At 69.4% G+C, this 18,753-nt stretch carries 24 protein-coding genes; 9 read left to right on the top strand and 15 right to left on the bottom strand.

The genetic code is table 11. The annotated features are described in order from the left end of the window. Positions 1–52: 52 nt before the first annotated feature. The gene (gene dnaN / locus BM396_RS14600; RefSeq protein ID WP_043384901.1) at positions 53–1,174 is read right to left on the bottom strand and encodes a DNA polymerase III subunit beta; all 1,122 of its coding nucleotides are present in this window, start codon (positions 1,172–1,174) and stop codon (positions 53–55) included. Between the two features lie 225 nt (positions 1,175–1,399). Between dnaN and BM396_RS14595 the strand changes: the two genes are divergently transcribed. Next, entirely contained in the window at positions 1,400–2,704 is a 1,305-nt protein-coding gene (locus BM396_RS14595) for an MFS transporter (protein WP_051044800.1), read from the top strand. 51 nt (positions 2,705–2,755) lie between these two features. Here the strand turns inward: BM396_RS14595 and BM396_RS14590 are convergent, their stop codons facing one another. Next, on the bottom strand, positions 2,756–2,992 hold the full coding sequence (locus BM396_RS14590; protein ID WP_043384899.1) for a hypothetical protein: 237 nt from the start codon (positions 2,990–2,992) through the stop codon (positions 2,756–2,758). A 200-nt stretch (positions 2,993–3,192) separates the two neighbouring features. Continuing rightward, positions 3,193–4,392 (bottom strand): hypothetical protein, encoded by a 1,200-nt coding sequence (locus tag BM396_RS14585; protein ID WP_043384895.1) that lies wholly within the window; start codon positions 4,390–4,392, stop codon positions 3,193–3,195. A 353-nt stretch (positions 4,393–4,745) separates the two neighbouring features. Here BM396_RS14585 and flgB point away from each other — a divergent pair, with 353 nt between their 5' ends. From flgB to recA, 8 genes are all read left to right on the top strand, one after another. Next, a complete protein-coding gene (flgB, locus tag BM396_RS14580; protein WP_043351493.1) occupies positions 4,746–5,147 on the top strand; it encodes a flagellar basal body rod protein FlgB in 402 nt (133 codons plus the stop codon). A gap of 65 nt (positions 5,148–5,212) precedes the next feature. Further along, positions 5,213–5,620, top strand: coding sequence for a flagellar basal body rod protein FlgC (gene flgC, locus BM396_RS14575; protein ID WP_043351491.1), 408 nt, complete (start codon positions 5,213–5,215; stop codon positions 5,618–5,620). A 32-nt stretch (positions 5,621–5,652) separates the two neighbouring features. Further along, positions 5,653–5,967 carry a flagellar hook-basal body complex protein FliE gene (fliE, locus tag BM396_RS14570; RefSeq protein ID WP_043351496.1) on the top strand — a complete coding sequence of 105 codons (315 nt, stop codon included), beginning with the start codon at positions 5,653–5,655 and terminating at the stop codon, positions 5,965–5,967. Between the two features lie 60 nt (positions 5,968–6,027). Beyond that, entirely contained in the window at positions 6,028–6,294 is a 267-nt protein-coding gene (gene fliQ / locus BM396_RS14565; RefSeq protein WP_043351489.1) for a flagellar biosynthesis protein FliQ, read from the top strand. A 51-nt stretch (positions 6,295–6,345) separates the two neighbouring features. After that, positions 6,346–7,107: a flagellar biosynthetic protein FliR gene (gene fliR / locus BM396_RS14560; RefSeq protein WP_043351488.1), complete on the top strand. Its 762-nt coding sequence runs from the start codon at positions 6,346–6,348 to the stop codon at positions 7,105–7,107. A 53-nt stretch (positions 7,108–7,160) separates the two neighbouring features. Then, positions 7,161–8,228: a flagellar biosynthesis protein FlhB gene (gene flhB, locus BM396_RS14555; protein WP_043384892.1), complete on the top strand. Its 1,068-nt coding sequence runs from the start codon at positions 7,161–7,163 to the stop codon at positions 8,226–8,228. Between the two features lie 162 nt (positions 8,229–8,390). Next, positions 8,391–11,153, top strand: a complete 2,763-nt coding sequence (locus tag BM396_RS14550; RefSeq protein ID WP_081948714.1) for a cell cycle histidine kinase CckA — start codon at positions 8,391–8,393, stop codon at positions 11,151–11,153. A gap of 296 nt (positions 11,154–11,449) precedes the next feature. After that, positions 11,450–12,541, top strand: coding sequence for a recombinase RecA (gene recA / locus BM396_RS14545; RefSeq protein ID WP_043384890.1), 1,092 nt, complete (start codon positions 11,450–11,452; stop codon positions 12,539–12,541). 465 nt (positions 12,542–13,006) lie between these two features. On the opposite strand, the gene rpsQ is transcribed toward recA, so the two are convergent. The 12 genes from rpsQ to BM396_RS14485 all read right to left on the bottom strand — a co-directional run. Next, the gene (rpsQ, locus tag BM396_RS14540) at positions 13,007–13,270 is read right to left on the bottom strand and encodes a 30S ribosomal protein S17 (protein WP_043384887.1); all 264 of its coding nucleotides are present in this window, start codon (positions 13,268–13,270) and stop codon (positions 13,007–13,009) included. A gap of 22 nt (positions 13,271–13,292) precedes the next feature. Next, the gene (gene rpmC / locus BM396_RS14535) at positions 13,293–13,508 is read right to left on the bottom strand and encodes a 50S ribosomal protein L29 (RefSeq protein ID WP_043346669.1); all 216 of its coding nucleotides are present in this window, start codon (positions 13,506–13,508) and stop codon (positions 13,293–13,295) included. Positions 13,509–13,520: 12 nt separating this feature from the next. Continuing rightward, positions 13,521–13,934: a 50S ribosomal protein L16 gene (gene rplP, locus BM396_RS14530; protein ID WP_043384884.1), complete on the bottom strand. Its 414-nt coding sequence runs from the start codon at positions 13,932–13,934 to the stop codon at positions 13,521–13,523. Positions 13,935–13,945: 11 nt separating this feature from the next. Beyond that, positions 13,946–14,692 (bottom strand): 30S ribosomal protein S3, encoded by a 747-nt coding sequence (gene rpsC, locus BM396_RS14525; RefSeq protein ID WP_012319192.1) that lies wholly within the window; start codon positions 14,690–14,692, stop codon positions 13,946–13,948. A 10-nt stretch (positions 14,693–14,702) separates the two neighbouring features. Beyond that, positions 14,703–15,089, bottom strand: coding sequence for a 50S ribosomal protein L22 (gene rplV / locus BM396_RS14520; protein WP_012319191.1), 387 nt, complete (start codon positions 15,087–15,089; stop codon positions 14,703–14,705). Between the two features lies 1 nt (position 15,090). After that, entirely contained in the window at positions 15,091–15,369 is a 279-nt protein-coding gene (gene rpsS, locus BM396_RS14515) for a 30S ribosomal protein S19 (RefSeq protein WP_012319190.1), read from the bottom strand. A gap of 5 nt (positions 15,370–15,374) precedes the next feature. Continuing rightward, positions 15,375–16,211: a 50S ribosomal protein L2 gene (gene rplB, locus BM396_RS14510; RefSeq protein ID WP_020094256.1), complete on the bottom strand. Its 837-nt coding sequence runs from the start codon at positions 16,209–16,211 to the stop codon at positions 15,375–15,377. A gap of 25 nt (positions 16,212–16,236) precedes the next feature. Beyond that, positions 16,237–16,533: a 50S ribosomal protein L23 gene (locus BM396_RS14505; RefSeq protein ID WP_012319188.1), complete on the bottom strand. Its 297-nt coding sequence runs from the start codon at positions 16,531–16,533 to the stop codon at positions 16,237–16,239. Next, positions 16,530–17,150 (bottom strand): 50S ribosomal protein L4, encoded by a 621-nt coding sequence (rplD, locus tag BM396_RS14500; RefSeq protein ID WP_043351248.1) that lies wholly within the window; start codon positions 17,148–17,150, stop codon positions 16,530–16,532. Before rplD ends, BM396_RS14505 begins: the two co-directional genes overlap by 4 nt. Then, positions 17,150–17,875, bottom strand: a complete 726-nt coding sequence (rplC, locus tag BM396_RS14495; RefSeq protein WP_043384879.1) for a 50S ribosomal protein L3 — start codon at positions 17,873–17,875, stop codon at positions 17,150–17,152. The genes rplD and rplC overlap by 1 nt, the downstream gene beginning before the upstream one ends. 51 nt (positions 17,876–17,926) lie before the next feature. Beyond that, positions 17,927–18,235 (bottom strand): 30S ribosomal protein S10, encoded by a 309-nt coding sequence (gene rpsJ, locus BM396_RS14490; RefSeq protein WP_043351245.1) that lies wholly within the window; start codon positions 18,233–18,235, stop codon positions 17,927–17,929. An 80-nt stretch (positions 18,236–18,315) separates the two neighbouring features. Further along, positions 18,316–18,753: EF-Tu C-terminal domain-related protein (locus tag BM396_RS14485; protein WP_244538878.1), on the bottom strand; the 438-nt coding region annotated here is incomplete at its 5' end.

Below are 18,753 nucleotides of genomic sequence, written 5' to 3'. Positions count from 1 at the left end.
TACGCTCCGGCACCTCAGGACGAGGGCAGGACCAGGACGTGCCGCGGCAGACTCACACCCGCATCGGCATCAGCACGTACAGCGCCGGCGCACCCTCGCGATCCTGGATCAGGGTCGGGGAGCCCGGGTCGGCGAGCTTGAACAGTGCGGTGTCGCCCTCGAGCTGCGCGGTGATGTCGAGCAGGTAGCGGGCGTTGAAGCCGATATCGAGGTTGGCGGCCTCGTAGTCGACATCGAGCTCCTCGGTGGCGCTGCCCGAATCCGGGTTGTTCACCGAGAGCGCGAGGCGCCCCTCGGCGAGCCCGAGCTTCACCGCGCGCCCGCGCTCCGACGAGATCGTCGAGACCCGGTCCACCGCCTTGGCGAAGGCGTCGCGCTCCACGGTCAGCCGCTTGTCGTTGTTGGCCGGGATCACCCGCTGGTAATCCGGGAAGGTGCCGTCGATCAGCTTGGAGATGAGGGTCAGGCCACCCGCGAAGCGCAGGCGGATCTTGGCGGGCGACAGGTCGACCGCGACGGTCTCGCCGCCGTCGTCGAGGAGCTTCTGGATCTCGGCGACCGCCTTGCGGGGCACGATCACGCCGGGCATGCCGACACTGCCCTGCGGGGCCGGGATCTCGACGCGGGCGAGCCGGTGGCCGTCGGTGGCCACGGCCCGCATCACAGGTCCGCCCTCGGTCTCTAGCGTGTGCAGGTAGATGCCGTTGAGGTAGTAGCGGGTCTCCTCGGTGGAGATCGCGAACTGGGTCTTCTCGATCAGCCGCTTCAGGTCGGCGGCGGCGATCTCGAAGCCGTGCGGCATCTCGCCGGCGGCGAGATCCGGGAAGTCGCCCTCCGGCAGGGCGCCGAGGGCGAAGCGCGAGCGTCCGGACCGGATCGTCATCTGGCCGGACTCGCCGCCGGTCTCCAGGGAGACCTGCGCGCCGTCGGGGAGCTTGCGCACGATGTCGTAGATCACGTGCGCCGGCACCGTGGTGGCGCCGGCATCCGCCACGTCGGCCGGCACGCTCTCGGTCACCTCGATGTCGAGATCCGTCGCCCGCAGCTGGAGCCCCGAGCCTTCCGCCCGCAGAAGCACGTTCGACAGGATCGGGATCGTGTTGCGGCGCTCGACGACCCGGTGCACGTGGCCGAGCGACCTGAGTAGGGCCGCGCGCTCGACAGTGACTCTCATCGCAATACTCAAGTGATGTGGACGGCGCCGCGGCCGGCAGCCGTCGCGGAATATGGCCGTTCAGCTTGGCGAACGGGACCGGGGAACGCAAGGCCGCCGCTGGTGCGCCGCACAGCGACCTCCGCGCCCATGTCGGGTGCCCATGCCGAAACCGGGGTATCCGCTCGCGCCGCCCCGTGCGAAAGCGCCGCAACCGACCCGGATTCCTCCTCTCCCATCCCGATCATGTTGCAGACCATCGACACCGCGGGCTCGACGCACGCCACGCCGAGCGCCGGCCGGATTCTCGCCGCGAGTTTCGTCGGCACCGCCATCGAGTTCTTCGACTTCTACATCTACGCCACCGCCACCGCCCTCGTGATCGGGCCGGTCTTCTTCCCCGCCGGCGCCCCGGGCGTGCAGCAGCTCAGCGCCTTCGCGACCTTCGCGATCGCGTTCCTCGCGCGGCCGGTGGGCGCGGCCCTGTTCGGGCATTTCGGCGACCGCGTCGGCCGCAAGGCGACCCTGGTGGCCTCCCTGTTGATCATGGGCCTCTCCACGGTCCTGATCGGCTGCCTGCCGACCTATGCGGTCGCCGGCTGGTGGGCGCCGGCGGCGCTCTGCATCCTGCGCTGCGGCCAGGGCATCGGGTTCGGCGGCGAATGGGGCGGCGCCGCCCTGCTGGCGGTCGAGAACGCGCCGCCGGGCCGGCGCGCGTGGTACGGCATCTTTCCGCAGCTCGGCGCGCCGGTCGGCTTCATCCTGGCCAATCTCGGCTTCCTCGCCCTCAGCTTCGGCCTGTCCCCCGAAAGCTTCCAGGCCTGGGGCTGGCGTCTGCCTTTCCTGGCCTCGGCCGTCCTGGTCGGAGTGGGTCTCTACGTCCGTCTGAAGCTGACCGAGACGCCGGCCTTCAAGGCGGCGCTCAGCGAGGCGCGGCCGGAGCGCGTACCCTTCGCCACCATGCTGACCCAGCATGGGCGCGCCGTCCTGGTCGGCACCTTCGCGATGGTGGCGGTCTACGCGGTGTTCTACCTCTCCACCGTATTCGCCCTCGGCTTCGGCACCGGCACGCTCGGGTACAGCCGGCCGACCTTCCTGCTGTTCGAGTGCATCGCGGTCTGCTTCATGGCGCTCGGCACCGTGGTGTCGGGTGCCGCGGCCGACCGCTTCGGACGCAGGCCGGTGCTGCTCTCCGGCATGGCCGTGACGTTCCTGCTGGGCTTCCTCATGGGGCCGATGCTGGGCCACGCCGCCGGCAGCGGCACGTGGCCGCCCGTCCTGGGCTTCCTCTGCCTCAGCCTCCTGACGATGGGCTGGGTGTTCGGGCCGATGGGCGCCGTGCTGCCCGAACTGTTCCCGACGCGGGTGCGCTACACCGGCGCCTCGGTCACCTACAATCTCGCGGGGATCCTGGGCGCCTCGGGCGCGCCCTACATCGCGCAGGAACTCGCGGCCTATGGCGGGATCGGATTCGTCGGGTTCTATCTGTCGGGCGCCGCGATCCTCAGCTTCCTGGCCGTCCTCGCGATGCCGGAAACCGCCGATCGCTGACCGGTCACGCCGCCGCGGAGACTCCGCCGCGCGGTCCGGCCGAGGCCGGCCTCAGGGCGCCGGACGATCGGCGCCCCCCTGCACGACCGGCTCGAAGCGCCCGAGAAACCGGGTCCGCTCCCACAGCTCGATCGGGTCGCGCTGAACCATCGCCCGGGCGCGGCGGCGCGCCTGCGTGTCGTCCTCGGCGGACAGGATCTCGGCCGCGCGGACGCGCCCGGCCCGGTCGAGCCTGAATGTCCGGTACGCGCGGCTCCGGTGAGCCGTTTCAGCATCCAGCGCGAGCATTGCGATCTCCTCGGAGGCCGAGCGTCCGGGAAGACGGTTAACCAAACGTCAATCGCCGCGTCTGCCGCCCTCGAAAACCGGCTGGGAAAGTTCGGTCGGAACCGTGCCGGGCAGCGCCGAGACCGACGGATCGTTACGTCGGCCTGCGACCTGCGACCTGCGACCCCGGCCGCGCGACGGCTCGGCCGAAACGGGTACGTTCAGCTCCTTTTGTCGAGGGGACGACCCAGGAGGCGCGCGAACTCGGCCTCGATCTCCTCCACGGAGAACGGATTGCCGGCAGACTTCGCTTCGGGCGGCGCGGAAGAAGGCGGCGGCGGGACGGGGGCGGCCTTGGGCATCGCGGGCGGCAGCACGGGTTTGGGCGGGACCGGCGCCGGCGGCGGCGGGGCCTCCTGCGGAACAACCGGCGGCGACACCGGCGGCGACGCTGGATCGAGCGGCGCGCTCGCCATCGCGGCGGCGAGCGGATCGACGCCCTCCGGCACGGCGGGCGATGGCACGGGCGGCGGCGGCGTCACGGCCGAAGACGACCGAGACAGGGCGGCCTGGAGCTGCCGCGCCATGTCGGACAGGACCCCCGGATCGACGGACTTGCGCTCGGACGGGACCGCGAGGCTCGGCGCCGGACGGGCGGGCTCCGCCTCGACCGCGGACCCGTCGGGTTTGCGCTCGGAGGCCGGACCGGGCCGCGGCTCGACCAGCGGCGGCGCGGTCCGGCTGAGGATCCGCCGCGGCGTCGTCGGCTCGCGCGCCGGCGGCGCGGGCAGTTCCACCGGCGGCGGCACCAGCAGGTCGGGTGAGGGCGGGGGCGGGGCGGCCGTCAGGGGGGCGGAAACATCCTGACCGGGCTCGTCGCCGCCGAGCAACGCCGCATCGAGGGGCAGCGTGATGGGCGGAGCGGCGGCGGAGCGCGGGACCGGCGGCGGCACGACCACCGGCATCTCGAAGCCCGGATCGAACAGCGGTTCCGCGCGGCGCCCGCCGGATTCGGGCAGGACCCGGGGCGGTTCGGGCAGGCGACCGCCCTGGACGAGGGGATCCGGGAGCGGCTCGTCCAGCGGCTCGGAGGCCGACTCCGGCCGGATGGACGCTTCGGGCAACGGCCGCTGGCCGCGCTGGATGTTGCGCTCGACCACGACGTCGTTGGGGCCGCCCACGAGCAGCAGGTGCTCGACATTGTCCCGGCGCAGCAGGATCAGCTGCCGGGCGCGGTCGAGTTCGTACACGTCGACGATCCCCAGCCGCGGCTGGCGCCCACGGCCTCCGGAACGCCCCGGCAGCGCCAGGCTCCGGCCGGTGAGCCGACGCACCGTGAACACGATAGCCGCGAGCGCCGTGAAGATGACGGCGAAGATCACGATGTACTGGATGATAGGGGAGCCGTCAGAGCCGAACACGGATTGTAGCCATCGCAAGGTTACGCACTCGCAGGTTCCGACCGCCGCGGGTGCGCGCCGGCACGGACTTGTCCATACCACGCCGGGGGGGCGGCAAGGCAAACGACGTTAAGAGTTCGTTAACAGACCTTTTAATTGAGCGCGATCAAGACAGTAGGTCGGGGATAAGCCGCCGGGTCAGCGGATCCGAGGCCGGACGGTCCTTCGTCCGCCGCAAAGGCTGCCGCGATCCCGCGGCCGATCCGCAGACCGGTCGTCCCCGATCGCGGGCTTAACGCACCGTTAACCATGCGCACGGCAGATTTTGCCGAGCCCGCTCGTTCCGGCGCGGCCACGCCATCCCGGAGGCGACCTTGGCTCTCACCGATCTGCCCGTGCTGAGCATGCTGCGCACGCGGATGCAATGGGCGCAGGCGCGCCAGGGCGTGATCGCCGAGAACGTGGCCAATGCCGACATGCCGGGGTTCAAGCCCCGCGACCTCGTGGAGCCGCGCTTCGACCGGGCGACCGGTACGCTGGCCGCCACCGCGACCGGCCTGACGCTGACGAGCCCGGGCCACATGGCGCCCGCCGGTCAGACGGTCGGGGCCGATTCAAAGCGCGCCAAGGGCTTCGAGGTCCGCCCGAGCGGCAACGGCGTCAACCTCGAGGACGAGATGATGAAGGCCGGCGAGAACCAGTCGGACTACCAACTCGCCGCCTCGCTCTATCAGCACAGCCTGACCACCCTGAAGATCGCGATCGGCAAGAGCTGATGCGCGACGACCGAGGGGGGAGCGCCGACGGCCGCACGGTCACGGCAGCAGGAGGGGCCTGAGCCATGGAATTCACCAAGTCACTGGCGGTGGCGGCGGCGGGCCTCAAGGCCCAGTCCGGCCGGATGCGCATCATCGCCGAGAACATCGCCAACGCCGATTCCGCGCCGGCCTCCGCCGGGGCGCAGCCCTACCGGCGCAAGATCCCGACCTTCACCAGCCATCTCGACGACGAGACCGGCGCCCGGCTCGTCGAGGCCGGGCGCGTCAGGCGCGACCCGTCGGCCTTCCGGACGAAGTACGAGCCGGGCAATCCCGCAGCCGACGCCCAGGGCGTGGTGCAGATGCCCAACGTCAATGCGCAGATCGAGAACATGGACCTGCGCGAGGCCCAGCGCTCCTACGAGGCGAACCTCAACATGATCAGCGCCACCCGCAAGATGCTGGCACAGACCCTCGGCATCCTGAAGTGAGCCTGCAGGACGCATAGCAAGGACGCATGGCGATGGCTTCGAGCAACTTCGCGGCGGGTGCCTACGCGGCCGTTCAGGGCCTCGCCGGCGGCCGGCCCGCGCCCCGGGTCCAGCCGACGACCGGGACCGGCAGCGACTTCATGCAGCTCCTCGGGCAGACCCTGGACAGCGTCGGCGATGCCGGCCGGCGGGCCGACACGCAGGCCGTCTCGGCCGCCGCCGGCAAGGCCAATGTCGTGGACGTGGTCACCGCGGTGGCCGAGAGCGAGACCGCCCTGCAGACCATGGTGGCGGTGCGCGACCGCATGATCTCCGCCTACGAGGAGATCATGCGCATGCAGATCTGAACGGCGGCCCGGTCCCTCGCCGATCCCGCCGCCCGCGCCCTCCGTACAGATCGCATCCCCATGACCGGCCTCGCCATCCTCGACGTCGCCCGCGACGGCATCTTCGTGTTCCTCAAGGTGGCCGGGCCCCTGATGCTGGTCGCCCTGGCGGTCGGGCTCGCGGTCTCCCTGGTCCAGGCCCTGACCCAGATCCAGGAACAGACGCTGATCTACGTGCCCAAGATCGTGGCGGTATTCGCCGCGCTCCTGCTGATGCTGCCCTTCATCGGCGATGCCATGGCCGGCTACATGACCCGCATCGCCGCCCGCATCGCGGCCGGCGGCTGATGCCTGTCCCGGCCGGGACAGGCGCGGCCCACGCGTGCCATAGAGGCCGCGATGAACCTGCTCCTGCCCGGCATCGCCTCGGCCTACCTGATCACCTTCGCGCGCATCGGCACGCTGATCATGCTGATGCCGGGGATCGGCGAGCAGACGGTGCCGCCGCGCCTGCGCCTCGCCTTCGCGCTGCTCACCGCACTGGTGCTGTTCCCGACCGTGCGTCCGCTGCTGGGCGGGACCGAGGGCGTGGCCGGCCCGCGGCTGATCGGGCTCCTGTTCGGGGAGACGATCATCGGGCTGGTGCTCGGCCTGACGGTGCGCATGATCCTCGCGGCCCTTCAGACCGCCGGTGTGATCATTGCGGCACAGGTCGGCCTGTCCTACGCCATGACGGTGGATCCGAACCAGGGCGGCCAGCAGGTGGCGATCGGCAACTTCCTGTCGCTGCTCGGGATCACGCTGATCTTCGCCGCGGATCTGCATCATCTCGCCATCGAGGGCGTGGCCCGCAGCTACGAGGTTCTGCCCCCCGACGGCGTGCCGTCCTTCTCGGACGCGCTGATGCTGGCCACGAAGGCGCTGGCCCGGGGCTTCACCCTGGCGGTCCAGATCTCCGGCCCGTTCATCGCCTTCGGGATCCTGTTCAATCTGGGTCTCGGGGTGCTGTCGCGGCTGATGCCGCAATTGCAGGTGTTCTTCCTGGCGGTCCCGGCCTCGGTGCTGATCGGCATGCTGCTGCTGATGGGCTGCCTCGGCGTCATGATGGGCGTCTTCCTGGACGATCTGGGCCGGTATCTCGGGGATTACGTCGGCCGCTGAGCGGCCGGACCGCCCGCGCCCCGATCACCCGTCCGCGCTGAGAGCGAAGCGAGATGGCCGACGATACCGACGACGAGGACAAGACCGAGGAGCCGTCCCAACGGCGGCTCGATCAGGCCATCGAGCGCGGCGACGTCGCGACCAGCACCGAGATCAATACCTTCGCGATGCTGGGGGCGTTCACCCTGACCCTGCTGGTCGCGGCCCCGAGCATCGCCACGAACCTCCTGCACGGCCTCAAGGCCTACCTCGCCAACGCCCATGCCCTGCCGGACGACGCCACGGCGATGAAGGCGGCCATGACGCGCGGCCTGTGGCTGTGGCTCCAGGCGGTGGCCGTGCCGGTGGGTCTGGCCGTCGTGGCCGGACTGGCCGCGGGACTCCTGCAGCACCCGCTGGTCTTCTCCACCGAGACGCTGATGCCGAAATTCTCGCGCCTGTCGCCGATGGCGGGCGTGAAGCGGCTCCTCGGCGTCGAGGCCCTGTTCCAGTTCGGCAAGGGCTTGGCCAAGATCGGCGCCGTGGGCGTCGTCGGCGCGGTGCTGCTGTGGAACGACCGCGACCGGCTGGAGGTGTTCGCCCGCCTGGACCCGGCCGCCTCCCTGCCGGCGATCCTGACCCTCAGCCTGAAGCTGCTCGCCGGCATGCTGTGCATGCATCTCGCGATCACCCTGGGTGATGCCCTCTACGCGCGGTTCCGCTGGCGCAAGCGTCACCGGATGTCGAAGGAAGAGCTCAAGCAGGAGATGAAGGAGTCCGAGGGCAACCCGGAGGTCAAGGGCCGCCTGAGGCAGTTGCGGATGGCCCGCGTGAAGAAGCGCATGATGGCCGCGGTACCGACCGCCACCGTGGTGGTGACGAACCCGACCCACTACGCGGTGGCGCTGCGCTACGAGACCGGCATGGCGGCGCCGATCTGCGTCGCCAAGGGCGTCGACGCCCTGGCCCTGCGCATCCGCGCGGTGGCGGCCGAGCACGGCGTCGCGGTGATCGAGAATCCGCCCCTCGCCCGGGCGCTCCACGCCACTGTGGAGATCGACGGGGAGATCCCGGCCGAGCACTACCGCGCGGTGGCGGAGGTCATCGGGTTCGTGCTGCGCCTGCGGAGGCGGGCGGCCTAGCAACCGCGCGATGCCGCGGGCCGGAGCCGACGGAAAGCCACGCTTCCTCCACCTTTTTTCGCGAGGTTGTATCAAGGCTTGTCGCGACGAGAGTGGTGCCGCGCCCCGCATGTCCTGATATGGCCGGCTGACCAACCGGGTGACTGTTCTGGAATGAAGCCGATGGCCGACGTCACTGGACCTCCGGCGCCTGCCGCGGGCCCGCAGAATTCGGGGCCTCCGGTCTCGCAGGCGTCCGCCCTGCTGGGCACCGGCTCGATCGACCGGTCGGAGCAGCCGGGCCGGGTCGGCCTGCTCCTCGTGCTCGCCGGGCTGCTGGTCGGCGCCGCCATCGGCCTGTCCTTCGTGGCCAACGAGCAGGCCCAGTCGCTGATCGTCTGGCTGCTGGCCCTGCTGGCCATGGCGGGCGTGTTCTTCCTGTTCGCCCTCGCCATCGGGGCGCTCCAGCTCAGCGGCAGCGCGGCCCGGGACGACATCACCAAGGGGATCGTCGACGCCTCCCCGGACGGCAAGCTGGTCGTCGAGGAGGGGGGCCGGCTGATCTACGCCAACGAGGCCTATCTGCGGATCGCCAGCGGCGACACGTTCTCGAACCTCGTGCCGGTGGAGCGCATCCTCGTCGGCTCTCCGGAGGTCTCCGAGGCGGTCTATCGCCTGTCGCAGGCCTCGCGCGATGCCAGGGCCCATACCGAGGAGGTCCGGATGTCGCCGCCCCTCGGGCCGACGGTCGGCGAGCGCGGCTTCGGGTGGTACCGCGTCTCGGTGCGGCCCCTCGCGCGTCCGCGCCGGGCGGCCTCGCTCTGGACGGTGGCCGACATCACCGCCGAGCGCGAGCGGCAGGAGAACGTCTTCCAGGAACTCCAGCACGCCATCGACTACCTCGACCACGCCCCGGCGGGCTTCCTGTCGATCGATCCGGCCGGCGCCATCGTCTACATGAACGCGACGCTCGCCGCCTGGCTGGGTTACGATCTCGCCAGCGTCGGCCCCGGCGGGCCGCATCTCACCGAGATCGCCCCGGAGGCGGATGTTCTCGTGCGCACCGCCGGCCTGCCGGGCGAGGTCCGCACCGACCGCTTCGACCTCGACCTGCGCCGCCGCAACGGCCACACCCTGCCGGTGCGGCTCTACCACCGGGTCGCCTTCGGCAAGGACGGCAAGCCCGGCTCGTCGCGGACCTTCGTGATCAACCGCTCGGCCGGGGCCGAGACCGACGAGCCGCAGCGCGCCGCCGAGGTGCGCCTCGCCCGCTTCCTCAACAACTCGCCGATCGCGATCGCGACCCTCGACCGGACCGGCTGCATCGCCCGGGCCAACGCCTCGTTCACCCGGCTGTTCGGCACGGTGCCGCGCCAGGCCGATGACGGCGCCTTCGACGGTGACGGCGCGACCCGGGTCGAGCCGAACGTCGCCGATTCCGTGGCCGACCGGACCGCCCTGGAGGCCGGGCTCGCCCGGGCGGCGAGCGGTCGGACCGATCCGGAACCCATCGAGGTCCAGCTGACCGGGCCCGGCGGCCGCTCGGCCCGGGTCTGGCTCAGCCCCGCCGACGGCGGCGATCCGGGGCAGCAGACCGACGAGGCCGAGCGGGTGATCCTGTACGCCCTCGACACGACGGCGCAGCGGCAACTGGAGCAGCAGGTCGCCCAGGCCCAGAAGATGAACGCGGTCGGCCAGCTCGCGGGCGGCATCGCGCACGACTTCAACAACGTGCTGCAGGCGATCATCGGGTACTCGGACCTGCTGCTGGCGAGCCATCGGCCGACCGACCCGGCCTTCCAGGACATCATGCAGATCAAGCAGAACGCCAACCGGGCGGCGGGCCTCGTCCGCCAGCTCCTGGCGTTCTCCCGGCGGCAGACCCTGCGTCCGGAGGTGATGAATGTCGGGGAGGCGCTCTCCGAACTCACTCTCCTGCTCAAGCGCCTGCTCGGCGAGCGGGTCGCCCTGGAGCTGAAGCACGGCCGCGAGGTCTGGCCCGTGAAGGCCGACGTCAACCAGTTCGAGCAGGTGATCGTCAATCTCGCGGTCAACGCCCGCGACGCCATGCCGGAGGGCGGCAAGCTGATGATCCGGACGGAGAACGTCTTGGATCCGGGGGCGGCCTCCGATGCGGAGGGACGCGGCGGGGCGCCGGCCGGCGACCACGTGCTGATCGAGGTGCGCGACACCGGCCAGGGCATCCCCCCCGAGCTGATGGAGAAGATCTTCGAGCCGTTCTTCACCACCAAGGAGATCGGCAAGGGCACCGGACTCGGCCTGTCGACGGTGTTCGGCATCGTCAAGCAATCGGGCGGCACCATCGACGTGCAGTCGACGATCGGGGAGGGGACCGCCTTCCGCATCTACCTGCCGCGGCATGTGCCCGTGGCCGAACCGGAGGAGGTTCCGGCCCCGACTGCGGTGCCGGCGCTCCCGCGCGCGGAGCCGCTCGCGCCGGTCTCCGGGTCGCCGCGGCCGGCTGCCGAGCCGGGCGATGCCGGCGCGCCGCGGAGTGCACCGGCTCCGGCCACGGCCGACAAGCCGGCGCCGCGCAAGCCCGCCGCGGATCATACGGGGCAGGGCACCATCCTGCTCGTGGAGGACGAGGATCCCGTCCGGGCGGTCAACAGTCGCGCCCTCTCGGCCCGCGGCTACACGGTCCTGGAGGCGGCCTCCGGCCTCGAGGCCCTGGCGATCGTCCGCGAGGGCACCCAGCCGATCGACCTCGTCGTCTCCGACGTCGTCATGCCCGAGATGGACGGCCCGACCCTGCTGCGAGAGGTGCGCAAGCATCAGCCCGACCTGAAGGTGATCTTCGTCTCCGGCTACGCCGAGGACGCCTTCCGCAAGAACCTGCCGGAGGGGGAGACCTTCAACTTCCTGCCGAAGCCCTTCAGTCTGAAGCAGCTCGTCGAGACCGTGAAGAAGACGATGGCCGATTGAACGGCGTCGATGGCGTCGTCGATGGCAGCGTCCCGGCCCTTCCCTGCGAAATCCGGCATCCGGTGCCGCCCACCGTGTTCAGACCCTGAACGGAGTGCGGCACCGGATCCCGGGCATGCCCCCGACGGATCGGTGCGCCGGAGGCCGCGGTTCGCCCTGAACCGCATCGGTGGCGCCGGCAGGCTATGCACAACCCACGGTACCGCCCTTGTCGAAATAGAACAAAACAGGTACATGAAGGCGGTGGGGACGCGCGTTGTGAACTGCGTCCAACCCCTTCATAAGGAGCCCGCCAGATGGCCCAGCCCGCATTGAAAGTGGTCGACATGCCCCCCGTGGACAAGGACAAGTCCAAGGCCATTGACGCCGCCCTGGCTCAGATCGAGCGCGCCTTCGGCAAGGGCTCGATCATGCGGCTCGGCAAGAACGACAAGGTTCAGGAGGTCGAGACCGTCTCGACCGGATCGCTGGGCCTCGACATCGCCCTCGGCGTCGGCGGCCTCCCGCGCGGCCGGGTGATCGAGATCTACGGCCCCGAATCGTCCGGCAAGACGACGCTGGCGCTCCACACCATCGCCGAGGCCCAGAAGAAGGGCGGCGTCTGCGCCTTCGTGGATGCCGAGCACGCCCTCGATCCGGTCTATGCCCGCAAGCTCGGCGTCAACCTCGACGACCTGCTGATCTCGCAGCCCGATACGGGCGAGCAGGCCCTGGAGATCACCGACACGCTGGTGCGCTCCGGCGCCATCGACGTGCTGGTGGTCGACTCGGTGGCCGCGCTGACCCCGCGCGCCGAGATCGAGGGCGAGATGGGCGAGAGCCAGCCGGGCCTTCAGGCCCGTTTGATGAGCCAGGCCCTGCGCAAGTTGACCGGCTCGATCTCACGCTCGAACTGCATGGTCATCTTCATCAACCAGATCCGGATGAAGATCGGCGTGATGTACGGCAGCCCCGAGACCACCACGGGCGGCAACGCCCTGAAGTTCTACGCCTCGGTGCGCCTCGACATCCGCCGCATCTCGACCCTGAAGGATCGCGACGAGGCGATCGGCAACCAGGTCCGCGTCAAGGTGGTGAAGAACAAGGTCGCGCCGCCGTTCAAGCAGGTCGAGTTCGACATCATGTTCGGCGAGGGCGTGTCGAAGGTCGGTGAGCTGATCGACCTCGGCGTGAAGGCCGGCATCGTCGAGAAGTCCGGCGCGTGGTTCTCGTATAACAGCCAGCGCCTCGGCCAGGGCCGCGAGAACGCGAAGGGCTTCCTGCGCGACAACCCGAAGATCGCCGCCGAGATCGAGGGCTCCATCCGGCAGAATTCCGGCTTGGTCGCCGAGAAAATCCTGGAGAACGCGACCCCGACCGCCGACGATCTCGACGAAGGCGAAGCCTGATCCGAAGACCGGGCGATGGACCAAGTCCGGCGCCCGATCCCTGAAGACCGAGCCCCATGGCGATCCCAGGATCGCCATGGGGTTTTGTTTTGGGCCCGAGGCACCGATCCGATAGCGGAATAGAAAGAAGCGGGCGTCCCGTCTCGGCCGCAGCCTCAGAGATCCTCGACGCAGAGTTGGGGCACCGCCGAACAGGCAAGCCCCCGTCCCGGATGCCACGTGACCGCGCCGATCGGCCGTCCCGGCAGAGACGGCCACTCGGCACCTGCACACGCATTCAGATCGCAGGATGCCGAAACGACGAAGCCCGGCACGAATCCGGCTCTTGCGAGTCGAATTGCGTCCGGGCGTTCGTCGAACCGGTCATGCCGCGACCCAGGAATGGACCCGTCTCGGGGGCCATCCCACAGCGTCGCGGGCCGGGATCAGGCGGATGCGGAGACCGCAGCCGCCGGGATCCCAGGATCAGGCAGCCTCGCCGGCCTCGGCCTGGGCGGCGTCGCCCTCGACCAGCTTCCAGGTCTTGGTCTTCGAGAAGGGACGGCACTCCTCGATGAACACCGTCTGCCCGACCTTGGCGACATTCGCCTCGTCGTGCGCGTGGTAGTTCTTCGAGCGGCGGACGGTCTTCTTCATCACCGGGTGGGTGAAGCGGCGCTCCACCTTGACCACGATGGTCTTCTGACCCTTGTCGCTAACGACGGTGCCCTGCAGGATGCGCTTCGGCATGGTGTTCTCCTAGCGGCCCGTATCAGCTCTTGGCCGCCTGCAGCGTCTTCGCGCGCTGCAGCGTCCGGACACGGGCGATGTCGCGACGGACCTCACGGACGCGGGCGACGTTCTCGAGCTGACCGGTGGCCCCCTGGAAGCGCAGGTTGAACTGCTCCTTCTTGAGGTTGATCAACTCGTCATTCAGCTGATCCGGCGACAGGGCCTTGAGATCAGACACTCTCTGGGTCGACTTCACGATATCCTCCGTTCAGTCGGCGATGCGCTGGACGACCCGCGTGCGGATCGGAAGCTTCGCGGCGCCGAGGCGGAGCGCCTCCTTGGCGATGTTCTCGGCAACGCCGTCGACCTCGAACATGATCCGGCCGGGATGGACCCGGGCCGCCCAATAGTCCGGGGCGCCCTTACCGGAGCCCATGCGGACCTCGGTCGGCTTCGACGAGACCGGCACATCCGGGAACACCCGGATCCAGACGCGGCCCTGGCGCTTCATCTCGCGGGTGATCGCGCGGCGGGCCGCCTCGATCTGGCGGGCGGTGATGCGCTCGGGCTCCACCGCCTTCAGGCCGAACTGGCCGAAGTTCAGCTCGAAGCCGCCCTTGGCCGCACCGTGGATGCGGCCCTTGAACTGCTTGCGGAAGCGGGTCTTTTTCGGTTGCAGCATGGCTTCCTACCTTACGCGTGCTCGCGCTCGCGGCGTCCGCGCTCGCGGCCGCCCTCGCCATCGCGCTCACGGCGTCCGCCGGAGCGGCCGCCCTCTTCCTGGGCCTTCTTATCCTGAGCCATCGGATCGTGCTCAAGGATCTCGCCCTTGAACACCCACACCTTGATGCCGCAGGTGCCGTAGGTCGTGAACGCCGTGGCCGTGCCGTAATCCACGTCCGCACGCAGCGTGTGCAGCGGGACCCGGCCCTCGCGGTACCATTCCTGGCGGGCGATCTCGGCGCCGCCGAGACGACCCGAGCAGTTGATCCGGATGCCCTCGGCGCCGAGACGCATGGCCGACTGAACGGCCCGCTTCATGGCGCGCCGGAAGGCGACGCGGCGCTCGAGCTGCTGGGCGATCGAGTCGGCCACCAGGGTGGCGTCGATCTCGGGCTTGCGCACCTCGACGATGTTGATGGTCACGTCGGCCTTGGTCATCGTGCCGACGAGCTTGCGCAGCTTCTCAATATCCGCGCCCTTCTTGCCGATCACCACGCCCGGACGGCCCGAGTGGATGGTGACGCGGCACTTCCGGTGCGGACGCTCGATGACGATCTTGGAGACCGCCGCCTGCTTGAGCTGCTTCATGAGGGCGGCGCGGATCGCGACGTCCTCGTGCATGAGCTTCGCATAGTCGCCCTTGTTGGCGAACCAGCGGGAGTCCCAGGTCCGGTTGATGCCGAGCCGGAGACCGATCGGATTGACTTTCTGGCCCATCAGATCCTCCTCAGGCCGCTTCGGCCTGGCGGACTTCGCGAACCACGATGGTGAGGTTCGAGAAGGGCTTCAGGATGCGCGCACCGCGGCCGCGGGCGCGGGCGTGGAAACGCTTGAGAACCAGCGCCTTGCCCACGAAGGCCTGGGAGACGACGAGGTCGTCCACGTCCAGGTCGTGGTTGTTCTCGGCGTTGGCGATGGCGCTCTCGAGGCACTTCTTGACCTCGGTGGAGATCCGCTTGCGCGAGAACTGCAGCTCGGCGAGCGCCGTGTCGACCTTCTTGCCGCGGATCATCTGCGCCACGAGGTTGAGCTTCTGCGGGCTGACGCGCAGCATGCGCGCGACGGCCTTCGCCTCGTTCTCGGGGAGCGCGCGGGGGGTGGCTTGCTTGCCCATCTCAGCGCCTCTTCGCCTTCTTGTCGGCCGCGTGGCCCGGGAAGGTGCGGGTCGGCGAGAACTCGCCGAACTTGTGACCGACCATCTCCTCGGTGACGTAGACCGGGATGTGCTTCTGCCCGTTGTGCACACCGAAGGTGAGCCCGACGAACTGCGGAAGGATCGTGGAGCGGCGGCTCCAGATCTTGATGACCTCGGAACGCGAGGAGCCCCGCGCCGCCTCGGCCTTCTTGAAGAGGTAGCCGTCGACGAACGGCCCCTTCCAGAGAGAGCGTGCCATAGCGATTACTTCTTGCGGTTGTGGCGGCTGGACAGGATGAACACGTCGGTCCGCTTGTTGGACCGGGTCTTCTTCCCCTTGGTGGGCACGCCCCAGGGCGTGACCGGGTTGCGGCCGCCCGAGGTGCGACCCTCGCCGCCGCCGTGCGGATGGTCGACCGGGTTCATCGCCACACCGCGGTTGTGCGGGCGCTTGCCGAGCCAACGGTTGCGCCCGGCCTTGCCGAGCGAGATGTTCATGTGGTCCGGGTTCGAGACCGCGCCGACGCTGGCGAAGCACTGGCCATGGACCAGGCGCTGCTCGCCGGAGTTCAGGCGCAGGGTCACGTAGCCCTGGTCGCGGCCCACGATCTGCGCGTAGTTGCCGGCCGAGCGGGCGATCGCGCCGCCCTTGCCGATCTTCAGCTCGACATTGTGGACGATCGTGCCCACCGGCATCGAGCCGACCGGAGCAGCGTTGCCCGGCTTGATGTCGACGCTCTCGCCGGCCACCACCTTGTCGCCCGGCTGCAGACGCTGCGGGGCCAGGATGTAGCTCTGCTTCCCGTCGGGGAAGTTGATCAGCGCGATGAACGCCGTGCGGTTCGGATCGTACTCGATCCGCTCCACGGTTGCGGCGACGCCGAGCTGCTCGCGCCGCTTGAAGTCGACGTTGCGCAGCACGCGCTTGTGGCCGCCGCCGCGGAAGCGGACGGTGATGCGGCCGAGGTTGTTCCGGCCGCCGGAGGACGACTTGCCCTCCGTCAGCGCCTTCACCGGCTTGCCCTTGTAGAGCTCACGGCGGTCGACGAGCACGAGCTGGCGCAGGCTCGGCGTGACCGGTTTGAATGTCTTCAAGGCCATCGGCTTGGATCCCTAAAACCCGTCCTCAGAGCCCGGTCGTGACGTCGATCGTGTGGCCCTCGGCCAGGGTCACGATCGCCTTCTTCACGTCGGAGCGCTGTCCGCGGAGGCCGCGGAAAATCTTCTTCTTTCCCTTGGTGACAAGGGTGTTCACGGCCGTGACCTTGACGTCGAACAGCTTCTCCACGGCCTCCTTGATCTGAGGCTTGGTCGCCTTGGGGGCGACCCGGAACACGACCTTGTTCTGCTCGGTCAGGTTCGTCGCCTTCTCGGTGATGACCGGGGAGACGACGATGTCGTAGTGGCGCGGATCGGCACTCATTTGAAACGCTCCTCCAGCGCGTCGACGGCGGCCTTCGTCAGGACGAGCGTGTCGCGGCGCAGGATGTCGTAGACGTTGATGCCCTGCACGGGCAGCACGTCGATCTGCGGGATGGCGCGGGCGGCCCGGCCGAAATTCACGTCGACCTCGGCCCCGCCGATGATCAGCGCGTTCGAGAGGCCCATCTTGCCGAAGCGCTCGACGAGACCCTTGGTCTTGTGATCCTCGATCTTGATGTCGTCGACGACGATCAGGGTCGAGGCCTTGGCCTTGGCCGACAGGGCATGACGCAGAGCCAGCGCACGGACCTTCTTGGGCAGGTCGTGGCTGTGGTCACGCGGCACGGGGCCGAAGGCCCGGCCGCCGCCGCGGAACTGCGGCGCCGAGGCCGCGCCGTGACGGGCGTTGCCGGTGCCCTTCTGCTTGTACAGCTTCTTGCGGGTCCGGTTCACGTCCGAGCGGTTCTGCACGGCATGGGTACCGGCGCGCCGCTTGGCGAGCTGCCAGCGGACCATGCGCTGCAGCAGGTCGGCGCGCGGCTCGAGCCCGAAGATCTCTTCGTTGAGCTCGACCGAGCCGGCACCGGCACCGTCGAGGGTTTTGATATCGAGCTTCATCACGCGGTCTCCTCAGCCGCAGCGGCCTCGGGAGCCGGGGCGGACGCGCCGTTCTCACGGAACTTGCCCGGCAGCGGAACGTCGGCGGGGAGCTTGCGCTTCACCGCGTCGCGGATCTGGATCCAGCCGCCGGCCACGCCCGGAACCGCACCCTCGACGAGGATGAGGCCACGCTCGGGATCGGTGCGCACGACGCGCAGGTTCTGGGTCGTGACCCGCTCGACGCCGAGGTGACCCGGCATCTTCTTGTTCTTGAAGGTCTTGCCGGGATCCTGACGGCCGCCGGTCGAACCGATCGAACGGTGCGAGATCGACACGCCGTGGGTGGCGCGCAGACCGCCGAAGTTCCAGCGCTTGATACCGCCCGCGAAGCCCTTACCGGTCGTGGTGCCGGTGACATCCACGAACTGGCCGGGGATGAAGTGGTCCGCGGTGATCTCGGCGCCGACCGGGATCAGCGCGTCCTCGGACACGCGGAACTCGGCGAGCTTCTTCTTCGGCTCGACCTTGGCGACCGCGAAGCGGCCGCGCTCGGCGCGAGACACGTTCTTGACCTTGGCCTTGCCGACGCCGACCTGCAGCGCGACGTAGCCGTTCTTCTCGACGGTGCGGTGGGCCACCACCTGGCACTGATCGATCTTGAGCACGGTGACGGGGACATGCTCCCCCGCGTCCGTAAAGACGCGGGTCATGCCGACCTTCTGTGCGATGACGCCTGAGCGCATAGGTTCTCTCCCTCGCGCGATGAAACGGTAAGCTCTAAGTCCTCAGCGGACTCAGAGCTTGATCTCCACGTCCACGCCGGCGGCGAGGTCGAGCTTCATCAGCGCGTCCACGGTCTGCGGCGTCGGATCGACGATATCGAGCACACGCTTGTGCGTGCGCATCTCGAACTGCTCGCGCGACTTCTTGTCGATGTGCGGCGAGCGGTTCACGGTGAACTTCTCGATATGCGTCGGGAGCGGGATCGGACCCCGGATGGTCGCGCCGGTGCGCCGGGCCGTGGAGACGATCTCCTTGGTCGACGCATCGAGGATGCGGTGATCGAACGCCTTCAGGCGGATACGGATGTTCTGACCGTTCATGATCCTGGAACCTTGAGAGGGACGGCGGGGTGTGCGGGGCCTTGACCCCGCCGCGCCCTGCTAAGGATGCTTGCTCGAGCTCAATCGTTGATGGCGGCGACGACGCCGGCACCGACGGTGCGGCCGCCCTCGCGGATGGCGAAGCGCAGCTTCTCCTCCATGGCCACCGGCACGATCAGCGCCACGTCCATGGTCACGTTGTCGCCCGGCATCACCATCTCGGTGCCCTCGGGCAGCGTCACGATCCCGGTCACGTCGGTGGTGCGGAAGTAGAACTGCGGCCGGTAGTTGGTGAAGAACGGCGTGTGGCGGCCGCCCTCTTCCTTGGTCAGGATGTAGGCCTCGGCCTTGAACTTGGCGTGCGGCTTCACCGAACCCGGCTTGCACACGACCTGGCCGCGCTCCACGTCCTCGCGCTTCGTGCCGCGCAGCAGCACGCCGACGTTGTCGCCCGCCTGGCCCTGGTCGAGCAGCTTGCGGAACATCTCCACGCCCGTGACCGTCGTGGTCTGCGTGTC

Origin of the sequence: Methylobacterium sp. UNCCL125, from assembly GCF_900116795.1 — a bacterium.
Lineage (GTDB): Bacteria > Pseudomonadota > Alphaproteobacteria > Rhizobiales > Beijerinckiaceae > Methylobacterium > Methylobacterium fujisawaense.
The sequence above is the reverse complement of the archived record's forward strand: the minus strand, read 5'-3'. Positions and strand labels throughout refer to the sequence as shown.

Coding starts and splice junctions, on each gene's coding strand:
- dnaN (WP_043384901.1), bottom strand. CDS start 1,174: ATGAGAGTCACTGTCGAGCGCGCGGCCCTACTCAGGTCGCTCGGCCAC.
- BM396_RS14595 (WP_051044800.1), top strand. CDS start 1,400: ATGTTGCAGACCATCGACACCGCGGGCTCGACGCACGCCACGCCGAGC.
- BM396_RS14590 (WP_043384899.1), bottom strand. CDS start 2,992: ATGCTCGCGCTGGATGCTGAAACGGCTCACCGGAGCCGCGCGTACCGG.
- flgC (WP_043351491.1), top strand. CDS start 5,213: ATGGAATTCACCAAGTCACTGGCGGTGGCGGCGGCGGGCCTCAAGGCC.
- fliE (WP_043351496.1), top strand. CDS start 5,653: ATGGCTTCGAGCAACTTCGCGGCGGGTGCCTACGCGGCCGTTCAGGGC.
- fliQ (WP_043351489.1), top strand. CDS start 6,028: ATGACCGGCCTCGCCATCCTCGACGTCGCCCGCGACGGCATCTTCGTG.
- fliR (WP_043351488.1), top strand. CDS start 6,346: ATGAACCTGCTCCTGCCCGGCATCGCCTCGGCCTACCTGATCACCTTC.
- flhB (WP_043384892.1), top strand. CDS start 7,161: ATGGCCGACGATACCGACGACGAGGACAAGACCGAGGAGCCGTCCCAA.
- BM396_RS14550 (WP_081948714.1), top strand. CDS start 8,391: ATGGCCGACGTCACTGGACCTCCGGCGCCTGCCGCGGGCCCGCAGAAT.
- recA (WP_043384890.1), top strand. CDS start 11,450: ATGGCCCAGCCCGCATTGAAAGTGGTCGACATGCCCCCCGTGGACAAG.
- rpsQ (WP_043384887.1), bottom strand. CDS start 13,270: ATGCCGAAGCGCATCCTGCAGGGCACCGTCGTTAGCGACAAGGGTCAG.
- rplP (WP_043384884.1), bottom strand. CDS start 13,934: ATGCTGCAACCGAAAAAGACCCGCTTCCGCAAGCAGTTCAAGGGCCGC.
- rpsC (WP_012319192.1), bottom strand. CDS start 14,692: ATGGGCCAGAAAGTCAATCCGATCGGTCTCCGGCTCGGCATCAACCGG.
- rplV (WP_012319191.1), bottom strand. CDS start 15,089: ATGGGCAAGCAAGCCACCCCCCGCGCGCTCCCCGAGAACGAGGCGAAG.
- rpsS (WP_012319190.1), bottom strand. CDS start 15,369: ATGGCACGCTCTCTCTGGAAGGGGCCGTTCGTCGACGGCTACCTCTTC.
- rplB (WP_020094256.1), bottom strand. CDS start 16,211: ATGGCCTTGAAGACATTCAAACCGGTCACGCCGAGCCTGCGCCAGCTC.
- BM396_RS14505 (WP_012319188.1), bottom strand. CDS start 16,533: ATGAGTGCCGATCCGCGCCACTACGACATCGTCGTCTCCCCGGTCATC.
- rplD (WP_043351248.1), bottom strand. CDS start 17,150: ATGAAGCTCGATATCAAAACCCTCGACGGTGCCGGTGCCGGCTCGGTC.
- rplC (WP_043384879.1), bottom strand. CDS start 17,875: ATGCGCTCAGGCGTCATCGCACAGAAGGTCGGCATGACCCGCGTCTTT.
- rpsJ (WP_043351245.1), bottom strand. CDS start 18,235: ATGAACGGTCAGAACATCCGTATCCGCCTGAAGGCGTTCGATCACCGC.